The organism is Pseudomonas sp. MIS38, from assembly GCF_019891575.1.
In the GTDB taxonomy this organism is placed as follows: Bacteria; Pseudomonadota; Gammaproteobacteria; order Pseudomonadales; family Pseudomonadaceae; genus Aquipseudomonas; species Aquipseudomonas putida_A.
The window spans coordinates 142,384-157,351 of sequence record NZ_JAFLXF010000003.1 but is presented as its reverse complement, the minus strand read 5'-3'; the positions used below and the strand labels follow the sequence as shown (position 1 = coordinate 157,351).

At 62.3% G+C, this 14,968-nt stretch carries 14 protein-coding genes; 9 read left to right on the top strand and 5 right to left on the bottom strand.

Annotated elements, in window-relative coordinates:
* Positions 1-95: 95 nt before the first annotated feature.
* On the top strand, positions 96-2,615 hold the full coding sequence (hrpB, locus tag J1G18_RS06060) for an ATP-dependent helicase HrpB (RefSeq protein WP_223007237.1): 2,520 nt from the start codon (positions 96-98) through the stop codon (positions 2,613-2,615).
* A 161-nt stretch (positions 2,616-2,776) separates the two neighbouring features.
* On the opposite strand, the gene J1G18_RS06055 is transcribed toward hrpB, so the two are convergent.
* Positions 2,777-3,856, bottom strand: a complete 1,080-nt coding sequence (locus tag J1G18_RS06055) for an endonuclease/exonuclease/phosphatase family protein (protein WP_223007236.1) — start codon at positions 3,854-3,856, stop codon at positions 2,777-2,779.
* A 74-nt stretch (positions 3,857-3,930) separates the two neighbouring features.
* A complete protein-coding gene (locus J1G18_RS06050; protein ID WP_139054430.1) occupies positions 3,931-4,605 on the bottom strand; it encodes a YciC family protein in 675 nt (224 codons plus the stop codon).
* A gap of 178 nt (positions 4,606-4,783) precedes the next feature.
* Between J1G18_RS06050 and J1G18_RS06045 the strand changes: the two genes are divergently transcribed.
* The 3 genes from J1G18_RS06045 (at position 4,784) to J1G18_RS06035 (ending at position 6,912) form a co-directional block, all read left to right on the top strand.
* Positions 4,784-5,542: a DUF2076 domain-containing protein gene (locus tag J1G18_RS06045; RefSeq protein WP_096795265.1), complete on the top strand. Its 759-nt coding sequence runs from the start codon at positions 4,784-4,786 to the stop codon at positions 5,540-5,542.
* Positions 5,543-5,786: 244 nt separating this feature from the next.
* Complete coding sequence (locus J1G18_RS06040; RefSeq protein ID WP_007963710.1) at positions 5,787-6,266, top strand: NYN domain-containing protein; 480 nt, start codon at positions 5,787-5,789, stop codon at positions 6,264-6,266.
* A gap of 40 nt (positions 6,267-6,306) precedes the next feature.
* On the top strand, positions 6,307-6,912 hold the full coding sequence (locus J1G18_RS06035; RefSeq protein ID WP_223007235.1) for a PolC-type DNA polymerase III: 606 nt from the start codon (positions 6,307-6,309) through the stop codon (positions 6,910-6,912).
* Positions 6,913-7,046: 134 nt separating this feature from the next.
* Here the strand turns inward: J1G18_RS06035 and J1G18_RS06030 are convergent, their stop codons facing one another.
* The gene (locus J1G18_RS06030) at positions 7,047-7,499 is read right to left on the bottom strand and encodes an Lrp/AsnC family transcriptional regulator (RefSeq protein ID WP_027612871.1); all 453 of its coding nucleotides are present in this window, start codon (positions 7,497-7,499) and stop codon (positions 7,047-7,049) included.
* Between the two features lie 163 nt (positions 7,500-7,662).
* Between J1G18_RS06030 and yedA the strand changes: the two genes are divergently transcribed.
* Together yedA and J1G18_RS06020 are read left to right on the top strand one after the other, a co-directional pair.
* On the top strand, positions 7,663-8,604 hold the full coding sequence (yedA, locus tag J1G18_RS06025; protein WP_223007234.1) for a drug/metabolite exporter YedA: 942 nt from the start codon (positions 7,663-7,665) through the stop codon (positions 8,602-8,604).
* Between the two features lie 65 nt (positions 8,605-8,669).
* Positions 8,670-10,007 (top strand): DEAD/DEAH box helicase, encoded by a 1,338-nt coding sequence (locus J1G18_RS06020; RefSeq protein WP_135296623.1) that lies wholly within the window; start codon positions 8,670-8,672, stop codon positions 10,005-10,007.
* A gap of 187 nt (positions 10,008-10,194) precedes the next feature.
* Here J1G18_RS06020 and J1G18_RS06015 read toward each other — a convergent pair whose 3' ends face one another.
* Positions 10,195-11,442 (bottom strand): TIGR03862 family flavoprotein, encoded by a 1,248-nt coding sequence (locus J1G18_RS06015; protein WP_223007233.1) that lies wholly within the window; start codon positions 11,440-11,442, stop codon positions 10,195-10,197.
* Between the two features lie 281 nt (positions 11,443-11,723).
* Entirely contained in the window at positions 11,724-12,644 is a 921-nt protein-coding gene (locus J1G18_RS06010; protein ID WP_139054426.1) for a histone deacetylase, read from the bottom strand.
* 82 nt (positions 12,645-12,726) lie between these two features.
* Here J1G18_RS06010 and J1G18_RS06005 point away from each other — a divergent pair, with 82 nt between their 5' ends.
* From J1G18_RS06005 to J1G18_RS05995, 3 genes are all read left to right on the top strand, one after another.
* Positions 12,727-13,296 carry a GNAT family N-acetyltransferase gene (locus J1G18_RS06005; RefSeq protein WP_027612866.1) on the top strand — a complete coding sequence of 190 codons (570 nt, stop codon included), beginning with the start codon at positions 12,727-12,729 and terminating at the stop codon, positions 13,294-13,296.
* A 105-nt stretch (positions 13,297-13,401) separates the two neighbouring features.
* Entirely contained in the window at positions 13,402-14,271 is an 870-nt protein-coding gene (tesB, locus tag J1G18_RS06000; protein ID WP_003228466.1) for an acyl-CoA thioesterase II, read from the top strand.
* Positions 14,268-14,861, top strand: a complete 594-nt coding sequence (locus tag J1G18_RS05995) for an HAD family hydrolase (protein ID WP_210558617.1) — start codon at positions 14,268-14,270, stop codon at positions 14,859-14,861. Before tesB ends, J1G18_RS05995 begins: the two co-directional genes overlap by 4 nt.
* Positions 14,862-14,968: the final 107 nt, after the last annotated feature.

Sequence of the window (14,968 nt, the reverse complement as noted above, 5' to 3'; positions counted from 1 at the left end):
GAAACGACCCTTACCTGCGTCCCGCGCCTTGCCTGGCACGCTCACAGCTTTAACGCGACTCGCAATTTACTGTGGGCACGCCCTGGGGAGCCAGCATGATTTCTTTGCCGATCGATGAAGTTTTACCCGCCCTGCGTGAAGCGTTGGCGACACGCCACGAAGCCGTGCTCGAAGCACCGCCCGGCGCCGGTAAAACCACCCGCGTGCCTTTAGCCTTGCTCGATGAAGCGTGGCTGGCCGGGCAGACCATTCTGATGCTCGAACCACGGCGTCTCGCCGCGCGAGCCGCTGCCGAACGGTTGGCCAGCGAACTGGGTGAGAAGGTCGGTGAAACCGTCGGTTATCGCATCCGCCTCGACAGCAAGGTCGGCCCCAATACCCGTATCGAAGTGGTCACCGAGGGGATTCTCACCCGGCGTCTGCAGGATGATCCGGCGCTGGAAGGCGTCGGTTTGCTGATCTTCGACGAATTTCACGAACGCAGTCTTGATGCCGATCTGGCCTTGGCCCTGAGTTTGAACGGTCGTGAACTGTTCCGAGCTGAACAGCCGCTGAAGATTTTGCTGATGTCCGCCACGCTGGAAGGCGAGCGTCTGGCCGGGTTGCTGGATGACGCGCCGATCCTGCGCAGCGAAGGGCGCATGTACCCGGTGACGATGCGCTGGGGGCGGCCGTTCCAGCCCGGCGAATACATCGACCAGCGCGTGACCCAGACCGTCCTCGAAGCCCTGCACGATGAAACTGGCAGCCTGCTGGTGTTTTTGCCGGGGCAGGCGGAAATCCGTCGGGTGCATCAGCAACTGAGCGATGCCATCGGCGAGCGTAAAGACGTATTGCTCTGCCCATTGCACGGTGAACTGGACCTGAATGCCCAACGCGCTGCCATCGACCCGGCGCCGGCCGGCCAGCGCAAAGTGGTGCTGGCGACCAACATCGCCGAGACCAGCCTGACCATCAACGGCGTGCGCGTGGTGATCGACGCCGGGCTGGCGCGGGTGCCGCGTTTCGACCCAGGCAGCGGCATGACCCGCCTCGATACTCAGCGCATTTCCAGGGCCAGCGCCACCCAGCGTGCGGGGCGGGCCGGACGTCTGGAACCGGGCGTGTGTTATCGCTTGTGGTCACAGGATCAGCACGAGCAACTCGCCGCTTACGGCAGTGCCGAAATTCTGTCTGCGGATCTGGCGAGTCTGGCGCTGCAACTTGGACGCTGGGGCGTGACTCCGGGCGAACTGGTCTGGCTCGATATTCCGCCGGCAGCAGCCTACGCCCAGGCGCAGGATTTGTTGCAGCGCCTGGGCGCACTCGAAGGCGAGGCGCTGACGTCCCACGGTCAGGCCATGGCCGAGTTGCCTGCGCATCCGCGCATCGCCCATCTGTTACTGCGCGGTCAGGCCCTGGGGCTGGCAAACATGGCGTGTGACGTCGCGGCACTGCTCGGCGAGCGCGATATTTTGCGCGGCGCCGGGGCCGATCTGCACAGCCGCTTGGTGCTGCTCTCCGGCGAAGAACGCGCGGCACGCGGTGCTCAGGGCGGCGTGCAGCGTGCGCGGCAACTGGCGCGGCAATATCGCGGTTACCTGCGCGGCAAGGCCAGCGCGCCGGTCAGCGATCCCGATCACCCGCGCTGGCTCGGTGCGCTGCTGGCGCTGGCCTACCCGGATCGCGTCGCCCAACAGCGGCGTGCCGGTGGCGCCGAATATCGTCTGGCCAATGGTCGCGCTGCGCTGTTCGCCGAAGCCGACAGCCTGATGAAGGAGCCGTGGATTGTGATCGCCGATCTCGGCAGTCGTCAGGGCCAGCGTGAGGAACGGATTTACCTGGCGGCGGATTTTGATCCGGCGCTGTTCGATTCGGTGCTCGCCGAGCAAGTGCGCGCTGTCGATCAACTGGACTGGGATGAGCGCGAAGGCGTGCTGCGCGCCGAGCGTCAGCTCAAGGTTGGCGAACTGATCCTCAGCCGCGAACCGTTGACCGGTCTCGACGAAGCGGCGCGCAGTCAGGCGCTGGTCAATCTGGTGCGGCGCAAGGGACTGGAGTTGTTGCCGTGGACGCCGGAGCTACGGCAGTGGCAGGCGCGGGTTGCGTTGCTGCGGCAACTGGAACTGAACGCTCAGGCCGAAAGCCAGTGGCCGGATGTCAGCGACGCAACGTTGCTGAAAACCCTCGAGCATTGGTTAATGCCTTATTTGGGCAAGGTCTCGCGACTGAGTCATTTCGCCAATCTGGACCTGTCGAGCATCGTCCGCAATCTGCTGCCGTGGCCGTTGCCGCAGAGGCTTGATGAGCTGGCGCCACATCACATCAGTGTGCCGTCGGGGTCATCGATTCGTCTGGATTACAGCGAGTTTCCGCCGATTCTCGCGGTGCGTCTGCAGGAGTTGTTCGGCCTCGCCGAGACGCCGCGAATTGCCGGCGGCCGGCAAGTGGTCAAGCTGCACCTGTTGTCCCCGGCACGGCGGCCGGTGCAGGTGACGCAGGATCTGGCCAACTTCTGGCGCAGCACCTATGCCGAGGTGAAGAAGGATCTCAAGGGGCGCTATCCGAAGCATTATTGGCCGGATGATCCGTTGGTGGCTGAGGCGACCGCGCGGGCCAAGCCGCGCGGCACCTGAAGAGCAAAACATCGCAGCCTGCCAACCAATCACGGTACGACATCAATCTATTGTGGGAGCGGGCTTGCTCGCGAAGGCGGTGCGCCAGGCACGGATGCATCAACTGACACGACGCTTTCGCGAGCAAGCCCGCTCCCACAGGGGGATATCGTGTTAACTGGCTACGGGGCTGCGGGCAGCAGGAACCGCGCAATCACCGGCAAGTGATCGGAAATGCGCAACGTATCGTCCTGCCGCACCCGCGCTTCGACCCGTTTGATTTTCGGGCTGTAGAACAGATAGTCCACGGTGCGGTCCGGGCCATTCAGGCCGGGGTCGTTGGGGTAGTGGGTCAGCCAGTGGGCGCGGTCGATGCCGCTGGCTTCGTTATTGGTCGGGATCATCGGGTACTTGTCCCACAACAGATGCAGGGCGCTGTCGATCGAGTAAGGCGTGCGCTGCTCGGCGGGCAGGCGTTGATACTGGCCCAGCGGCAACAGATTGAAATCACCGCCGATCAGCCACGGCAGGCCCTGGCTTTCGTACTTGTCGAGTACCTTGGTCACCGCTGTCACTTGCGCCTGCAAGGTCTCGTCCGGTTGGCGGGCGCGATCCAGATGGGTGTTGAACACCGTCAGTTGCCCGCCGTCGCTCAGCGGCAGTTTGGTCGCGAGCAGGGCGTCTTTGGGTTGGAACTGGCGGGAGATGAAATTCGCCGGAGGCACCGGCAATTGCAGGCGTTCGGCGTGTTCGATGCGGTAACGGCTCAGGGTCACCAGTTGCCGGCCAACGCTGCCGAAGATGTGCGGGTCGGGGACGAACTCGGCTTTCCAGTCGAAGGCATGGGCGCTGCACGGGTAGAGATCGGTGACCCGTTCCTGCAGCAGCTTGAGCTGATTCTGGTAATCACTGGCCTTGGCGCCGTCATCCAGCTCCTGCAGCAGCACCACGTCGGGCTGCTCGTCGCGAATCACCCGCGCCACTTCGTCGAGACTGAAGGCCATGTCTTCCGGGGATGGTGCTTCATCAGAGCCTTGGGCGAGATCGTTCCAGAACACGTAGCGCTTGCCCGCCAGGTACTGCACGTTCCAGGTCATGACTTTCAGCGCTTGCCCGGGCACCAGGGTCGGCGGCGTACCGCTGCAGGTGACGGGCAAGGTTTCTCGCGCATCGGGGCGCCAGGTCAGGCTGTAGATCAGCCCGCCGATCACGGCGATGGCGAGCACAATCAGTAACAGGGTGTAGCGCAGCAGACGGGGCATGGCTCGGCTTATCGCGTTACAAAAGTGATCCCGAGCATACCCGACCGCGGACGCTTGGCCCAAGGGCCGCGAAGTCAGACCGCTCCGGTACGTTTGTCAGGCAATTCGCTGATCAGCATGAACAGACGGAACAGCACCACACTGGTGAACAGCTGCAGGAAACTGTGCGCGCTGTCGATCATTACCGCGATCAGCGGATTCTGCGGGTCGGGGTACGCCGCCAGGGTCGCGCCCTTGAGCAGCCACAACGGCCCCATCACACACAGAATGCACAGCAGGATCCGCCAGAAATGCCCACGGGTCAGGCGCAGACTTTCCTTCATCGCCTGCAACGGCCCCATACCGCGCAACACCAGCAGGTATTCAGCGAATGCGAGCATGACCATCAGCATCAGCCCCGGCAGGAAATACAGCGACAACCCCAGCAGAATCAGCAAGGTATTGAGCGCGGTGAGCAAGGCGAAACGCGGCCACAGGCGCGCGGACATCGCCAGCAGATCGAGATTGCGCGGAGCTTCGCCACGGGTGCGAGCATCGAGGAACAGAATCAGCGCGGCGGTGTACAGCGGATACACCAGCAGACCGACGACCACGCTGGCGGCGGAGAAACTGTCCGGGTCGGTGACGTGATCCACCACTTGTTGCAGCGCCGCCTCGAAGATCACCAGCGGCAGGCATAACTGCACGATGCTGGCCAGATGGCGTTTGAAAAAATACAGAGAGTCGCGCAGTACATCGAAGGCATTCATCAGTCGGTATCGCAGGTCGAAAACAGTGGCTCACTTTAACCGATGACGCGCGGGCAGACACAAACGTAAACATTCGGTAAAGGTCGTTGAAACATCCTGTCACTGCCTCCATTACAGAGGTGCGCCGTGTCCGCAGTGGACACGGGCAACGTTATCCCCGGCAATCTACGAGGTCGCCATGAACAGCGAAGAGCAAACCCTGATCGATGGACTGTTTTCCCGGCTTCAACAGGCCGAAACGGAGGCAGCCCCGCGCGACGCCCAGGCCGAGGCGCGGATCAAGGAACACCTGACCCGCCAGCCGGCGGCAGGTTATTTCATGACCCAGGCGATTCTGGTGCAAGAGGCGGCGATCAAGAGCCTCGACGAACAGAACAAGCAGCTGACCCGACAAGTCCAGCAGTTGCAGGCTGAACTGCAAGCGGCCAAGTCGCAGAGCGCGGCCCCGGCGCCAAGCGGCGGCGGTGGTTTCCTGTCGAGTATCTTCGGTGGCGGCAGCTCGCGTCCGGCGCCGACCCAAAGCGCTCCGGCTTCCACCGGCGGCTGGCGTGAGCCGGCACCGCAGCAGAACTACGCTGCGCCAGCGCCACAACAGAACTATGCCGCACCACCGCCCAACTACGCGCAGCAAGCAGCCCCGGCCGCGGGCAGCAGCTTCCTCGGCGGCGCCCTGAAAACCGCCGCTGGCGTGGCCGGTGGCGTGATGCTGGCGCAGGGCATCAGCAGCCTGTTCCATCACAACCAGCAGCCTGAAGAAATTGTTGAAGTGATCAAGGAAGAGCCGGCGCAAGTGGCTGACCAGAGCGGCAACGATTGGGGCAATGACCAGCGTGTGGCCGATAACGGTTTCTCTGGCAATGACCAGGGCGGATTCACTGATACTGATTACAGCGATGACAACTCGTCGTTCTTCGATGACGACGATTCGTTCGTCTGACGGATCAGTCGCCAGTATCAAACCTGTGGTGAGGGGATTTATCCCCGATGGGCAGCGCAGCGGCCCCGAAAATGGGACTGCTGCGCACTCCATCGGGGATAAATCCCCTCACCACAGTCCACCATCCGTCCGGAGTGGTGGGTTGATTATTCGCGCCACCTTCCTGTGGACTGGCATACTGAGCGCCTTTTTCGGGCCCGGCGCCTGATCCCGCTTCGTGCGCTATGCGCTCACAGGAATCCCGGTGAAAAAAATCGCAGTGTTCGCCGATGTGCAGAACCTCTACTACACCGTGCGTCAGGCCTATGGTTGCCATTTCAACTACGCCGCGCTGTGGGCTGACATTAGCAAGCAAGGGCAGATCGTCGAGGCCTATGCCTACGCCATCGACCGTGGCGACAGCAAGCAGCAGCAGTTCCAGCAGATCCTGCGCAACCTCGGTTTCACCGTGAAGCTCAAACCCTATATCCAGCGCAGCGACGGCTCGGCCAAGGGCGACTGGGACGTGGGCATCACCCTCGACATCATGGACGCCGCCGACCATGTCGACGAAATCGTCCTGGCCTCCGGTGACGGCGACTTCGACATGCTGCTCGAACGCATCATCAGCAAGCACGGCGTACAGGCAGTGGCCTATGGCGTGCCGGGCCTGACCGCCAACTCGCTGATCCGCGCCGCCAGCCGTTATGTGCCGATCGAAGGCGCACTGCTGTTGAAAAACTGAGCGTTGCTCAAGAATTGATTTGAACGGAGTTGAACCCGGTTTGGAACGCATTGCAGTCATCGACTTTGAAACCACCGGCCTGTCGCCGAACAGCAGCTGTCGCGCCACGGAAATCGCCGTGGTCATGCTGGAAAACGGCCGTATCGTCGAGCGTTACCAGAGCCTGATGAACGCCGGCGTCCGCGTCCCCGCGTTCATCGAACAACTGACCGGCATCAGCAACGCCATGTTGCGCAGTGCACCCTCGGCCGAGCGGGTCATGGAAGAGGTCAACGAATTCGTCGGTTGCACGCCGCTGGTGGCGCACAACGCCTCGTTCGACCAGAAGTTCTGGGACTTCGAACTGGGGCGGATCAAACGCACCCGTCTGCAGAACTTCGCCTGCTCGCTATTGCTGGCCCGCCGCCTAATGCCAGCGGCACCGAATCACAAGCTCGGCACCCTCACCACCTTCGCCCGCCTGCCGCATACCGGCCAGGCGCACAGGGCGATGGCGGATGCCGAGATGGCGGCCAACCTGATGGCGCATCTGGCGGAAGAACTGCGGCACAAGCATGGGGTGCGTGAGCTGAACCACGACCTGCTGTGCAAACTGCAGAAAGTCCCCGCCGCGAAAGTCAGAGAACACCTGCAGCGCTACCGCTAATCCCGAAGTCACCCCCAACCCCTTGTGGGAGCGGGCTTGCTCGCGAAAGCGGTGTGTCATTCGGCAAAAGGTTGTCTGACACACCGCATTCGCGAGCAAGCCCGCTCCCACATTTGGATCTTCTGAGTTCCTGATTACTTACCGTTGCCTTCTATATGGCTGAGCGGCACGCGCTTCTCGATCGCGCTCGACAACACAATCGAGGTCTTGCTGAAGCCGAACTTCGCCACGCGATTGATCAACTCTTCCAGCTCCGTCATCGATGCCACCGCACCCTTCATCATCACGCACGGATCGCCCGTCACTCGAAAGCATTCGGTCAGTTGCGGGATTTTCACCAGTTCGTCGTAGACCTTCTGGCTGCCGTTCTGGTGCAGGCGCAATTCGATCATGCACTGAATCGGCAAGCCGATTTTCGACAGGTCGATGTTCGCCTGATACCCGGTGATCACTCCGGCGGCTTCAAGCTTGGCCACGCGCTCGGCCACTGCCGGGGCGGACAGGTTCACTTTGCGCGCCAGATCGGCGTAGGACGCGCGACCGTTCTCCAACAGGGCGCTGAGCAGCATGCGGTCGTATTTGTCCAAGGCCGGACTCCTGAAATTGCCAGACTTTCGAAATCGTGGTTTATCCCGTCGATCTCCGTTGTTTCAAAAGTGTACCGGCGCGATAAACAGGTTTTGTAGCTTATTTTTGCTCGCGGGCCTTTCTAGAATAATTCACACCCTGCCTCTGACTGTCGAGCTGCCCATGCCTGCCTTGCGCCGTTTTTCCTTGCCGTTGATCGCCGCGTTTTTCGCGCTGTATGTGATTTGGGGATCAACCTATCTGGTGATCCGCCTCGGCGTCGAATACTGGCCACCGCTGATGCTTGGCGGGGTGCGCTTCGTGATTGCCGGCAGCCTGATGTACGCCTTCCTGCGCTGGCGCGGGGCGCCGGCGCCGACCTGGGCGCAGTGGAAAGCGGCGGGGATCATCGGGATTCTGCTGCTCAGTTTCGGTAACGGCGCGGTCAGTGTCGCCGAGCACACTGGCGTGGCTTCCGGCGTGGCGGCACTGGCGGTGGCGACGGTGCCGTTGTTCACCTTGCTCTGCGGCTATTTCTGGGGCGCGCGCAATACGCGCCTCGAATGGGCCGGGGTGGCGTTGGGAATTGTCGGCATCGCCATGCTCAACATGGGTTCCAACCTGCAATCGAGCCCGCTGGGCGCGGCGCTGCTGATTTTTGCGGCGGCGACTTGGGCGTTCGGCTCGGTGTGGAGCAAACACCTGCCGCTGCCGCAAGGGGCAATGGCCAGTGCCGTGGAGATGCTGGTGGGTGGCGTGGTGCTGTTGATCGGCAGCGCAGTGAGCGGCGAACACCTGCAAGCCTTGCCGCCGATGGAAGGCTGGCTGGCCTTGGGTTATCTGATCTTCTTCGGCTCGATCATCGCCTTCAATTCCTACATGTACCTGCTCAAGCACGTGCGTCCGGCGGCGGCCACCAGTTACGCCTACGTCAACCCGGCGGTGGCGGTGTTGCTGGGGATCGTGTTTGTCGGCGAGACCATCGGTATGGAAGAAGCGCTGGCGATGCTGGTGATCATCAGTGCCGTGGTGCTGATCGGTCTGCCGCAGTGGCGGCGGCCGGCGCAGCCGCTCGTCGTGGAGACGCCGAAGACCGCCATTCCAGCAGAGCAACGTGTGAATTAGGGTAAACTGCGCGCCATTGCATCCTTGTTTTGCGCAACCGCGCTGATTTTTCCTACGGTACTCCCATGACTTTCGCCACCCTTGGCCTGATCGAACCCTTGCTGCGCTCCCTCGAGAAGCTCGGCTACCAGACTCCAACGCCGGTCCAGGCGCAAGCCATTCCGGCCGTTCTGGCCGGTCGCGACCTGATGGCTGCGGCCCAGACCGGCACCGGCAAGACCGCCGGTTTCGCCTTGCCGCTGCTGCAGTTGCTGGCCATGGAAGGGCCGAAAGTGGCCGCCAATTCGGCGCGTGCACTGATTCTGGTGCCGACCCGCGAGCTGGCAGAGCAGGTTCATGAGTCGGTGCGCCAATACGCTGAAAACCTGCCATTGCGCACGTATGCGGTGTACGGCGGCGTCAGCATCAATCCGCAGATGATGAAGCTGCGCGGCGGCGTTGATGTGCTGGTCGCCACGCCTGGTCGCCTGATCGACCTGTTCCGCCAGAACGCGTTGAAACTCGATCAGTTGCAAACCCTGGTGCTGGATGAAGCCGACCGTATGCTCGACCTGGGCTTCTCCGAAGAACTGGCGAACATTTACCGCATGCTGCCGAAGAAGCGCCAGACGCTGCTGTTCTCTGCGACCTTCTCCGATGACATCCGCCTGCTCGCCGGGCAGATGCTCAACGATCCGCTGAGCATTGAAGTCAGCCCGCGCAACGTCGCGGCCAACACCGTCAAGCAGTGGGTGGTGACGGTGGACAAGAAGCGCAAGCCGGAACTGTTCGTGCACCTGATGCGCAAGAACAAGTGGAAGCAGGTGCTGGTGTTTGCCAAGACCCGCAATGGAGTGGACGCGCTGGTGGAAAAACTCCAGGGCCTGGGTGTGAACGCCGACGGCATCCACGGCGACAAGCCGCAGGCGACCCGTCAGCGTGCGCTGGATCGTTTCAAACTCAGTGAAGTGCAGATTCTGGTGGCGACCGACGTCGCCGCCCGTGGTCTGGATATCGAAGATTTGCCGCTGGTGGTCAACTTCGACCTGCCGATCGTCGCCGAGGATTACATCCACCGCATCGGTCGTACTGGCCGTGCGGGCGCGACGGGCGAGGCGATCTCGCTGGTGTGCGCGGATGAAGTAAACATGCTCTCGGCAATCGAGATGCTCACCCGCCAGACCTTGAAGCGTCAGAACGAGCCGGATTTCGAACCTGAGCACCGCGTGCCGGATACCGATGCCAGCGGTCAGGTGATCAAGAAGCCGAAGAAACCGAAAAAGCCGAAAGCATCCGGCGGCGGTGGCAAGCGCAATCTGGGCAAGTGGGTCGACAGTGGCGACACCCAGGCGCCGGAGCCGTCGATCAAGCCTGTGCGTAAAGTGCCGGTGTTCAATACCGGGCCGCGTAAGCGCAAGCCTTAAAGCCAAAAGCCCCTCACCCTAACCCTCTCCCGGAGGGAGAGGGGACTGATTGGAGGATGCTTGAATTCTACGCCGACCTGATTCTGCTGCTGTGAATCCACAATCGACTCGGTCTTTCAGGTCGATGTGTTACGCCAGACACCTCGGTCGGCTCCCTCTCCCTCGGGGAGAGGGTTGGGGTGAGGGTTCAGGCAGGCACCTCGGACTTGAGCCACTGCAACATTCCAATCCCCGCCGCCCGCCCGCTGGCAAAACACCCGGTCAGCAGATAGCCACCTGTCGGCGCTTCCCAATCGAGCATTTCCCCCGCACAGAACACCCCCGGCAACGCCTTGAGCATCAAACGCTGATCCAGCGCTTCGAACGTCACGCCACCGGCACTGCTGATCGCTTCGTCAAGCGGACGGGTTTTCACCAAGGTCAGCGGCAACGCCTTGATCGCCCGCGCCAACAACGCCGGATCAGCGAAGGTTGCTGCGTCGGTCAGCTCGCGCAACAACGCCGCTTTCACCCCATCAATTCCGACCTGACTGTGCAGATGCTTGGCCATCGAGCGTGAACCGCGTGGCTTGCTCAACGCTGCCTGCAATTTATCCACAGGTCGGCCGGGCAACAGATCGATGTGCACCGTGGCTGAACCCTGCGTATTGATCGCCTCGCGAATCGGTGCCGACAGCGCATAGATCAGGCTGCCTTCGACCCCGGTTGCGGTAATCACGCATTCGCCCAAGCGCGGGATATCGTCGTTCAAACCGATGGCGACATTTTTCAGCGGTGCGCCGGCGAATTTGCTGACAAGCAATTCGCTCCAGGCCTGCACCTCGAAGCCGCAATTGCTCGGCTGCAACGGCGCCAGTCCTACGCCTTTTTGCTCCAGAGGCAGCATCCACGCGCCATCCGAACCCAGGCGCGACCAACTGCCACCGCCGAGGGCGAGCAGGGTGGCGTCGGGTTTGACGGTGATTTCGCCGTCGGGGCTGGCGATGCGCAGCGCATCGTGTTCATCCCAGCCGAGCCAGCGATGGCGGGTGTGGATAACCACGCCGCTGTCGCGCAGGCGTTTGAGCCAGGCGCGCAGCAGCGGCGCGGCTTTCATGTCGGTGGGGAACACCCGGCCGGAGCTGCCGATAAAGGTTTCGATGCCCAGTTCATGAATCCAGCGGCACAACGCGTCGGCGTCGAAACCGCGCAGTAACGGCGCGATCTGCGGCGCGCGTTCGGCGTAGCGCGCGAGGAATGCCGGGTAAGGCTCGGAGTGGGTGATGTTCATGCCGCCGACCCCGGCCAGCAGGAACTTGCGCCCCACCGAGGGCATGCCGTCGTACAGATCGACGCGCACGCCGGCCTGGCTCAGCACTTCGGCGGCCATCAGGCCGGCGGGGCCACCGCCGATGATGGCGACGTGAGCGGGGTGGGGGGCGGAGTTCTGGGTCATGGCGTGCGCTGCGGTATGGCGGGATAAGGCGCGCATTCTAACAGCGCAGACCTTTGTAGGAGTGAGCCTGCTCGCGATGGCGGTTGATCAGGCGACATAAGTGCTGAATGTCGGTCCGCCATCGCGAGCAGGCTCACTCCTACAAGGAGATCGAAGTGAATTCAGTATGTGGTCAAAAAATAACCATCGCGCTGTACGCCATGTTCGCTGTGGGCTGTAGTCCCTTTCGCTCAGGTTATCCACAGGCCGTTCCACAGCGATTGTGGGTAACGCAGCACAGCTTAGTGACATCCGTGTGACGTCCAGACCCGTTGCGCGCTGTGATGCAGGATGCCGTGGCGGCGGGCGAGGGCGTGGCGATCCTTGCTGTAGCCGCCGCCGATCACGCCGACTACCGGGATGTCGCGGCCCAGGCAATGGCGCATCACGCTTTCATCGCGGGCGGCAACGCCTTCGTCTGTCAGCTGCAGATAACCGAGGGCGTCGTCCTTGTGCACATCGACCCCGGCGTCGTACAGCACCAGGTCCGGTTGATAAAGCGGCAGCAGGTAATTGAGCGTGTCATCCACCACTTTCAGATAATCGGCATCGCCCATGCCGTTGGGCAGCGGAATGTCCCAGTCGCTTTCGGCCTTGCGTGCCGGAAAATTCTTTTCGCAGTGCAGGGAAACGGTAACTGCCTCCGGGGTGTCGTGGAGGATCCGCGCGGTGCCATCGCCCTGATGCACGTCGCAATCGAAGATCAGCACCCGGTTCACCCGACCGCTTTGCAGCAGGTAATGGCTGATGATTGCCAGGTCGTTGAAGATGCAGAAGCCGGCCGGGTAATCGTAGTGGGCGTGATGTGTTCCACCGGCCAAGTGACAGGCCATGCCATGCTCCAGAGCTTTTTCTGCCGCGAGAATCGAGCCGCCGACCGCCCGCACCGTGCGCCGCGCCAAGGCTTCGTTCCACGGCAGGCCAAGGCGCCGCTGGTCTTCGCGAGACAACTCGCCGCTCATGTAGCGTTCGATATAGCGGCGGTCATGCGCCAGGGCGAGGATGTCGTTGGGGCAGATCTCGGGACGCAGCAGGTCGGCGTCGCGGGTCAGGCCGCTGTCGACCAGGTGGTCGCGCAGCAAGCGGAATTTATCCATCGGAAAGCGGTGATCCGCCGGAAACTCGGGGCTGTAGTCTTCGTGGTAGATCAGCGGCAGGGGCATGGCAACTTCATGTCGGAACGATGGAAAGAGTGAACGATCCTACCAGCGATGTAGACTTGCGGCATGGAAATGGAGGGGCATGATGGAGCCGATTCAGCAACTCGAAAGCGCACGCCTGCTGATGCGTCAGTGGCGCGACGAGGATTTGCCGGAATTTGCGGCGATGTGCGCCGATCCTCAGGTGATGCGTTACTTTCCGGCCCCGCTCAGCCGTCTCGAAAGTGCGTCGATGATCGGCCGGGTGCGCGGGCATTTTGCCGAGCACGGTTTCGGTCTGTGGGCGCTGGAGCGCAAGGACAGCGGTGAGTTCATCGGTTTCACTGGCCTGGGTGTGGTCGGTTTCGATGCGCCGTTCACCCCGGCGGTGGAAATCGGCTGGCGTCTGGCCCGCGAGCATTGGGGGCTGGGCTATGCCAGTGAGGCGGCGTGGACGGCATTGCGCGCAGGTTTTGATCGGCTGGGGCTGAAGGAAATCGTGTCTTTCACCGCCCAGAGCAATCTGCCGTCGGAGAAAGTCATGCAGGCGATTGGCATGCAGCACGATCCGGCCGATGATTTCGATCACCCCAAACTTGCCGTCGATCACCCGTTGCGGCGGCATCTGTTGTACCGAATTACCAGGGAGCAATGGCTGCAAACCCTGCATGGCTAAGCCGACACGGACGTTTACAATGGCGCGACAGTGGCTCGCGCCAGAACCTGAATGGGCCGCCGCAGCCAAGACTGCGCGGCATAGCGTTGTGTGAGGAGAGTCTGAATGAGCCAAGTGTTGGAAGATCTGGTCGACCTGCTGACCCTGGAGCCAATCGAGGAAAACCTGTTCCGTGGCCGCAGCCAGGACTTGGGTTTCCGTCAGTTGTTCGGTGGCCAGGTGCTCGGTCAGTCGCTGTCGGCGGCCAGTCAGACGGTTGAAGAAGCGCGCCACGTGCATTCGATGCACGGTTATTTCCTGCGTCCGGGCGATGCCAAGTTGCCGGTGGTGTATTCGGTGGATCGCGTGCGTGACGGCGGCAGCTTCAGCACGCGACGGGTCACGGCGATCCAGAAGGGCCACCCGATCTTCACCTGCAGCGCGTCGTTCCAGTACGACGAGGCAGGCTTCGAGCATCAGAGCCAGATGCCGGTGGTGGTCGGCCCGGAAAACCTGCCGTCGGAGCTGGAACTGACCCAGCAACGCGCGCACCTGATCCCCGAGCACATGCGCGAAAAATTGCTGTGCCCGAAACCGATCGAAGTGCGCCCGGTCACCGAAAAGGATCCGTACAACCCGCAGCCGGCCGATCCGGTGAAATACGTGTGGTTCCGTGCCGACGGTGCGCTGGCGGATATTCCGGCGCTGCACAAGTACCTGCTGGCCTACGCCTCGGACTTCGGTCTGCTGACCACCTCGATGTTGCCGCACGGCAAGTCGGTCTGGCAGAAAGACATGCAGGTCGCCAGCCTCGACCACGCGTTGTGGTTCCACAACGATCTGCGCGCCGATGACTGGTTGCTCTACGCGATGGACAGCCCGTGGGCCGGCAATTCCCGGGGGTTCTCCCGTGGCAGCGTGTACAACCGCGCCGGGCAACTGGTGGCGTCGGTGACCCAGGAAGGCCTGATTCGTCACCGCAAGGATTGGGCATGAGCCTGAGCGATGTGAAGCACTGGGTGTTCGACATGGACGGCACCCTGACGGTCGCCGTGCATGACTTTGCGGCGATTCGCGTGGCGCTGGCGATTCCGCCCGAGGACGACATTCTCACCCACCTCGCGGCGCTTCCCGCCGATGAAGCCGCGGCGAAACACGCGTGGTTGCTGGAGCATGAGCGCGATCTGGCGCTGGGTTCGAAACCGGCTGCCGGTGCGGTGGAGCTGGTGCGTGACCTGCACGGGCGCGGTTATCGCCTGGGCATTCTGACCCGTAATGCGCGGGAACTCGCGCATGTGACGCTCGACGCCATCGGCCTGGCCGACTGCTTCGCCGTGGAAGATGTGCTGGGCCGCGATGAAGCGCCACCGAAGCCGCATCCCGGCGGGTTGCTGAAACTGGCCGAAGCCTGGAACGTCCCGGCCAGCGAAATGGTGATGGTCGGGGATTACCGTTTTGACCTGGATTGCGGGCGAGCGGCCGGGGCGCGGACGGTACTGGTGAATCTGCCGGACAATCCGTGGCCGGAGCTGACGGACTGGCATGCGCAGGATTGTGTCGAGTTGCGGCGGATGCTTTCGGTCTGAGATCTTTATTGTCTGATCTGGCCTCATCGCGAGCAGGCTCACTCCTACAATTGGAATGCGTTTCCCCTGTAGGAGTGAGCCTGCTCGCGATGGCGCCTCAACAGTCA